This window comes from Flavobacterium sp., from assembly GCF_043760115.1.
GTDB lineage: Bacteria > Bacteroidota > Bacteroidia > Flavobacteriales > Flavobacteriaceae > Flavobacterium.
On the sequence record NZ_JAYUPK010000064.1, the window covers coordinates 1 to 7,683 of the forward strand.

6 protein-coding genes are annotated in these 7,683 nt (G+C 26.3%); 4 read left to right on the forward strand and 2 right to left on the reverse strand.

Features of this window, described 5'->3' with window-relative positions:
• Positions 1-251 (reverse strand): MBL fold metallo-hydrolase (locus ACH2BC_RS05285; RefSeq protein ID WP_395052941.1); only part of this gene is annotated, 251 nt, incomplete at its 3' end.
• 124 nt (positions 252-375) lie between these two features.
• Here ACH2BC_RS05285 and ACH2BC_RS05290 point away from each other — a divergent pair.
• From ACH2BC_RS05290 to ACH2BC_RS05300, 3 genes are all read left to right on the forward strand, one after another.
• Positions 376-1,842 (forward strand): TonB-dependent receptor, encoded by a 1,467-nt coding sequence (locus ACH2BC_RS05290; protein ID WP_395052942.1) that lies wholly within the window; start codon positions 376-378, stop codon positions 1,840-1,842.
• A gap of 348 nt (positions 1,843-2,190) precedes the next feature.
• Positions 2,191-2,583, forward strand: a complete 393-nt coding sequence (locus ACH2BC_RS05295; RefSeq protein ID WP_395052943.1) for a hypothetical protein — start codon at positions 2,191-2,193, stop codon at positions 2,581-2,583.
• 33 nt (positions 2,584-2,616) lie between these two features.
• Positions 2,617-4,779 (forward strand): erythromycin esterase family protein, encoded by a 2,163-nt coding sequence (locus tag ACH2BC_RS05300; protein WP_395052944.1) that lies wholly within the window; start codon positions 2,617-2,619, stop codon positions 4,777-4,779.
• Between the two features lie 149 nt (positions 4,780-4,928).
• Here the strand turns inward: ACH2BC_RS05300 and ACH2BC_RS05305 are convergent, their stop codons facing one another.
• Positions 4,929-6,341: an FAD-binding oxidoreductase gene (locus tag ACH2BC_RS05305; RefSeq protein WP_395052945.1), complete on the reverse strand. Its 1,413-nt coding sequence runs from the start codon at positions 6,339-6,341 to the stop codon at positions 4,929-4,931.
• A 154-nt stretch (positions 6,342-6,495) separates the two neighbouring features.
• Between ACH2BC_RS05305 and ACH2BC_RS05310 the strand changes: the two genes are divergently transcribed.
• The coding region (locus ACH2BC_RS05310) for an RDD family protein (RefSeq protein WP_395052946.1) at positions 6,496-7,683 on the forward strand (1,188 nt) is incomplete at its 3' end.

Genomic DNA, 7,683 nt, shown 5'->3' on the forward strand with positions numbered 1-7,683 from the left:
TCAATTCCTGCGGTATGATCAGAATGTTCGTGAGTGAATAAAATTGCATCCACTTTTTTACAACCTGAGGTTAGCATTTGTTGTCTAAAATCTGGTCCGCAATCTATTACAAAAGAATTTTCATCATCATAAATCCATACAGAAACTCGTAAACGTTTGTCTTTTATGTCTTTACTATGGCAAACAGGATGATTACTCCCAATTACAGGAATGCCTTGAGAAGTTCCAGTTCCAAGAAAATAAATTTTCATTTAGCACGGTTTTTGATTAGTTATAAATCTAAATCTTATTAGTAAAGATATTTTACAAAAATAGCATTATTTATCTTTTATTAAAGTACGTATTTTATTAACTTTGCAAGTATTATAATTGATTATGGGAAATTTTGGATTGGACATAAAACTTAAAGGCGATAAACTTATTGAACAAATACCTTCAATAAAAGATAAAGCGTTGCGTATAAATTTAAACGATAATATTTACGGAACGTTTGCCGAAATTGGTGCAGGACAAGAAACCGTAAGACATTTTTTTCGTTCTGGTGGTTCTTCTGGAACTATTGCAAAGGCAATGTCAGCTTATGATAAAGATTTTAGTGATGCCATTTATGGTATTGAAGAAGATGGAAGATATGTAACTGAAAGTAGATTAAAAAAAATGCTTTCGCACGAAGTTGAATTGATAGAAAAACGATTGGATAGAGCAAAACATCCTAATAAGATGTTTTTTAGTTATGCCAATACTGTTGCAACTATTGATTTTGCTAAGCAGTTTAAAGGTCACGGTTGGGTTGGAATTCGTTATCAAATTGAACCAGACGAAGATTATAATGAAATTACAATTCACATACGTTTTAAAGAAACCGATGCTAGATTACAACAAGAAACACTTGGTATTCTTGGAGTTAACTTAATTTATGGTGCTTTTTACAAATATAATGATCCAAAAAAATTGTTGCGTTATTTGTACGATCATTTAGATAAAGATCAAATAGAAGTTGATACAATTAACTTTTCTGGTCCACGATTTGCCAATGTAGACAACAGATTAATGAGTTTACAATTGGTAAAAAACGGAATGACAGATGCAGTAATGTTTAGTCCAGAAGGTAAGAATATATTGCCAGCAGCAGTTTTATATAAGAAAAATATACTTGCATTAAGAGGAAGTTTTCGTCCAGTTACAACAGTAAATATGGATATGTATGAGAAATCGTTAAAAATGTTTCTTGAAGAAAATAAGGTTGAAAAAGAAAATACTTTTGTAATATTTGAAATTACACTTTCTAATTTAAAATCGGAAGGAGAAATTGATGAACGCGATTTTATGGACAGAGCAGAATTGTTATGTTCTCTTGGTCAAACAGTTATGATTTCTAATTTTCAAGAATATTACAAAGTGGTAGAATATTTTTCTAATTATTCTAAAGCTAGAATGGGATTGGTAATGGGAGTTAATAACCTAGTTGATATTTTTGACGAAAAGTATTACCGTCATTTAAGTGGAGGAATTCTAGAAGCTTTTGGAAAATTATTTTATAGAGATTTAAAAGTATATTTATATCCAATGCTTGGCGAAGATAGAGAAGTTATCAATTCTGAAAACTTAAAAGTACATCCAAGAATGAAAGAATTGTATAAATTTTTTAAATTCAATGGAAAAGTGGTTGATGTTACAGATTATGATGAAAAAAATCTTGAAATTTTCTCTAGAGAAGTTTTAAAAATGATAAACAAAGGAATTCCTGGTTGGGAAAATATGTTGCCAGAAGGAATTGCAGATTTAATAAAAGAACACCAACTTTTTGGTTTTGATCCAAATAGAGTTTTAGAGGAAGCTTAAATTCTTTAAATCCTTAATTGTTTTTCGATTAAGGATTTTTAATTTCGATTTTTAAATTTGAAATTATATAAAAAGTAAATTTTAAAATAATTCTTAAAGAAATTAAAATTTAAAAGATTATTAAATTAATACATTTATATTTACAGTATCGAAAATAGTAATAACCATTAAAAAACTTCATTATGGCAAAGAGTCAAGATGCAAAAAAAACAGAAAAAAAAGAACCTTTAAAAACTGCTAAAGAAAAAAAAGCAGAAAAGAGAGATAAAAAAAATACTCCTAAAAGAGATTAAATTAGTACCCTTTCACATTTATATTTGAAAGGGTTTTTTAAACATAATAAATTCAATGCCAAATACTTCAACTTACAATACCTTTTTTAATTTGCTTAAAGATAGTATTAATAATGCTACTTTTTCTAAACTCACGTTGGCTAAAACCATAGGAAATCCTGATCTTAGAAATGTTTATGCAAGACCAATTTTGATAGAAGATAAAATAGGATTATCTATTACTTTAAAATTACAAGAAGAAGAGCAAGTTAACGATTACAACCTTGACGAAGCCATTTTTATACTTACAGGTTACATAAATAATCCGTTTTTATCAGCAATTTTATTTACAAATGATGCTGATATTTTTATGAAAATAAACAAGAAAAAAGTAGCAACAATTAGTGAGCAAACTCCAACTTTTAAAAATGCTCATACTGTTATTGTTGATTTTTATGCAAATAAATAATTAAAAAAATCCTGTTAAAATCCAAAAAAATAAATGAAAATAATGTTATTTTTTATTGTAATAAATTTATTTTTTTTAAACGTAAATGCTCAAAGTTTTAACCCAAAAACTGTAACGTTTCCAGAAAATTTAACTCCTCAAGATTTTTTATTTCTAAAAGATGAATTAAAGGATGTTCAAGTAGTTATGCTTGGAGAAAGAACACATTTCGATGGAAATGTATTCGAGGTAAAAACTGAAATTATAAAATATTTACATCAAGAATTAGGATTTAATACAATCGCTTTTGAATCTGGAATTTATGATGTTTGGAAAGCACAAACAAAAATTAATAATGGAGAAAAAACAAAAATTGCTTTTGAAAAATCATTGTTCTTTATTTGGAGTAAGAAAAAGGAATTTCAAAGTTTTATTGATTTTTTTGATTTAAACAAAACTGAATTAAAAATATTTGGATTTGATAATCAAATTACTGGAGAATATGGTGAAAACGAGCTTCTTATTGATTTATATGAATATTGCAACAAAAATAAACTTAATTTTAAATTAAATAAAGATGATTTAGAGTTGTTAATCGAATCAATAATAAATTCTGGAGTCTTTGATGAAGGTGATATATCATATGATAAATATAAGTCTTCATTAAATAATTTATTAGTTAATATAGAAAAAAAACCTAATGACGAAGTTCATTTTTATTGGAAACAAATTGTAAAAAGTCTTTTATCTCTTGGTGAATATAGCTTTATTAATAAACCTATTTTAAGTACTTTCAATACAACATCTGACGACAATATTAGAGATAAACAAATGGCTGATAATCTTTTGGAATATATAAAAATACATCCAAATGAAAAAATTATTTGTTGGGGTGCAAACGCTCATTTTGTAAATGATATGTCATCTGTTAAAATACCAGTTATTAAAGAACACATTCCAATGGGTTCATACATTAAAAAAGAACTTAAAGAAAAAGTATACAGTTTAGCATCGATTACAGCAACAGACTCGATTTATTTAAATAATACCTGGAGTAAAACACCATTAAATTTAAATTCTGTTGAACAATTTCTAAAAAACAAAAACCAACCTCATTTATTTATTTCATCAAAACAGGATGAAATGAAAAAAGCACAGTTAAATAGATTTTTTAGCCCTATAGATTTTATTGAATCAAGATTAGATTTATTACACGATGGTTATATTTATTATAATCAAGTTAAACAAGCAACTTTAATAGATTTTGATGAAAATGAATTTATTTCAAAATCGAATATTCAAAATAAATCAAAAATTGAAGATTTAGATAAAATAGATAAATTAAAAGTTAAAGAAACAGTTTTAGAAGAGGTAGTAATTGTTAATTACAATAAAAAAGCTACTTATTCAATTATCAATAAAGTAATTGAAAATATTAATAAAAATTATCCAACCTTTTATTTTAATTCACAACAATTTACAAATATAGATGTTAAAGTTCAAAATGAATCGGTTACAAATTTCGATTTTACTAATAAACAATTTGATCGTGGATACAATCAATTAGAAAGAAATTCTAAACAACTTGAAGAAATTAAATGGAATATTAGAAATTATTTTAAACCAACAAATATTCGTCAATTTAGAAGTTTAACGTATAATAATCCAATAATGTATGGTAGTTGTTTTAATATTAGAAAATCGAAGAAGTTTGTTTACAAAATTATTGAGGTTAAAATATTTAATGAAAAAACAGTATTTGTAATAAATTTTTCAATACCAAGAAATCATTACACCTATACTAAAAGACAAATTGCAGGAAATTATTCAGGAACATTATATATAAACAAAGACGATTTTGCAATTGTAAAAATAATTGAAAATTGGGCTTATATGGAAAACCCTGATACTTCAAAATATGATATTTATGGTTGGAATGAAAAATTCATAAATAAAGAAATAAATTTTGAAAGCGTAGAAACAAATTTCGAAAAAATAAATAACACCTATTTTTTAATAAATTCTGATATTGAAATAACAGGAAAATTATATGATAAAGAAAATAATCAATATCAATTAAAAATGTTTATAAATTCAAATTGGAAAAATTTCAATACAGAAAATCCTGATAAAATTTCGTATAAGGAAGAGATAGAATTATTCGATAAGATTATATTTAATAAAACATTTTGGGAAAACTATAAAACAGTAAAATAGAGCACATTTTTCCAAAATAAGTTTCCAAAAATTAGGGTTTTATTCATTAAACAAAAAGTCTACAAGCAGATTTAAACTTTTAAAAAGTTTGAAACTTACTTTATGCTTATATAAATCTATAATTTATGTAAGCCACAAATTTAGTAATCCTAAAAATTATCTGGAAAAATCTTTCCTGGATTTAAAATTATATTTGGGTCAAAAACATACTTTATGCGTTCCATTAATTCTAAATGCGTTTTAGAAAATGCAATATTCATATAATTTTTTTGCACAAAACCTATTCCATGTTCACCGGATAATGTGCCTTTTAATGAAACTGTAAGTTCGAATATTTCACGAATTCCTTTGGTAACTTCTGTGTTCCAGTTTTCGTCAGTCATTTCACCTTTTATAATGTTTACATGTAAATTTCCGTCGCCTGCGTGACCATAACAAACTGATTTAAATCCGTATTTTGTTCCTATTTCTTTAATTCCAGCTAGTAATTTTGGCAATTCATATCTTGGCACAACAGTATCTTCTTCTTTGTAAATAGAATTTGCTTTTACTGCTTCGGCAACACTTCGTCTCATTTTCCAAAGCGCATTTTTTTGTTCTTCGCTGTCTGCAAATAAAACTTCGTCAATTTCAAATTGCTCTACAACAGTCATTATTTTTTCGGCTTCTGCAAATAATATTTCTGGATAATTTCCGTCAACTTCTATCAATAAATGTGCTTGAACTTCGTCTTTTACTTGAACATTTAAGTTTGGAATAAATTTTAAAGTCCAGTCAATGGCATCACGTTCCATAAATTCTAAAGCACTTGGAACAATTCCTGCTCTAAATATTGCTGAAACTGCTTCGCAAGCTTGATTGGCTTTGTAAAACGGAACCAACATTAATACATTATGATTTACTTTTGGCAATAATTTCATAACAATTTTAGTAATAATGCCCAAAGTTCCTTCGCTTCCAACCATTAATTGCGTTAAATTGTATCCTGTGGTGTTTTTTAACGTGTTAGCTCCAGTCCAAATAATTTCTCCATTAGGCAAAACTACTTCTAAATTTAGAACATAATCTTTGGTAACTCCGTATTTTACAGCTCTTGCGCCACCAGCATTTTCGGCAACATTTCCTCCAATCCAACAACTTCCTTGACTGCTTGGATCTGGTGGATAAAAAAGATTTTTTTCAGCCACGGCTTCTCGTAAAACCTGCGTAATTACTGCTGGTTCTACAATTACTTGAAGATTAAATTCGTCTATATTTAAAATTTTATTTAAACGTTCTGTCGAAAGTCCAATGCCTTGTTGAAGAGAAAGTGCGCCACCACTCAAGCCAGTTCTTCCTCCAATTGGCGTTACCGGAATTTTATATTCGTTTGCCAATTTCATAATTTCTGAAATTTCTTGAGCATTGGCTGGTTTTACAACAACACTTGGCGGAAAAACATAATCTTCAGTTTCGTCGTGACCGTAATGATTACGAGTTTCGTCATCGGTAAAAACGTATGTTGAACCTAGAATGGCTTCTAATTTTAAAAGTATTTCTGATGATAATTTAGATGCTAACATAATAATTTAATATATTCTGAGTAATGAATTTCTACTCAAAAATAAGATTTTTTTTATAATCTAGTTTTATAAATAGTTTTAATTTTTAAACAAATTTGCTTCTTAAATTGTGTTTATATTAAATTAACTATTTTTGAAACCTAAACCATTTACTATGTTGAAGAAAATTACATTATTTGCTTTACTAATTTCAATTTCGGGATTTATTGTTGCCTTTTATAATAATTATGAATACAATTCTATAGTTTTTAGAATTTTTGATAGTCTTGGTTTTAGAATTTCTGGTGGGCAGGATATTTTTTGGATTGATGGAATATATTATAATCTATTTTTTAATTTTATTTTATTAATTGGAGCTATTATTTATTATAAAACTAAGGAAAACGAAAGTAGACTTTTACGTTTTGTGTTTTCTATTTTACTTTTTCAACAATTATTTTCTGTAGTACTATTTTTAAATTATTTACTATTTAATGGAACTGAAATAAGGTTGAATACTAGTTTATTATTCCTAGTATCATTAGTTTTAAAAATTGGAATTATTTATTTTGTTTTTAAAATAATGAAGCATTTAAATAGTTTAAAATCATTAGATTATGAAACTGTAGTTCGTGGCGAAGCAAGTAAAATTTATTATTTTAATGCAACCAGTTGGCAACGATTTTTTCATTTAATTGTTGATACAATTATCTTTGGATTATTGTTGTATCAACAAATTGATACGCTTGCTAAAATGCGATATTTTGTGATGTTTTTAGAAGCAATAGAAAATATAGTAGGAGAACAACTAGCATTTACATTATTGGTATTTATTTTTAGAACACTATTTTATTTTGTTTTTGAAGTTTTATTTAAAGCAACTCCAGCAAAGTTTTTAACTGAAACTAGAGTAGGTGATGATGATGGATTTTTACCAAGTAACGAAATGATTTTTAAAAGAACTTTGTGTAGAAGTATTCCATTTAATGCATTTTCATTTTTATTGAATGCCAATTGGCACGATTCATTTTCTAATACTGATGTTTACAAAGATAAAAGAACAGGATTTAATGGAAATAGGTACTTTTTATTGATTCCAATATTTATAGTTTTGTCTTATGGAATTCATTTTTTGAATGCTAAAAAACAAGAAAATTTATATTTAGAAAGTGCTAACAGAGAATTTGAAGAAAAAAAATCTGATTTATTAAATGATATTAAAACTATTGATACTAACTCGATTCTACAATTAAAAAATAGAAATTATGATTCGAATATTGTTTTTTTAAAAGCCGAAAATATAAGTAATACGGATGTTGAATTTTCTGTTTTAAACATTAAATACCAAAATATTTATAACATT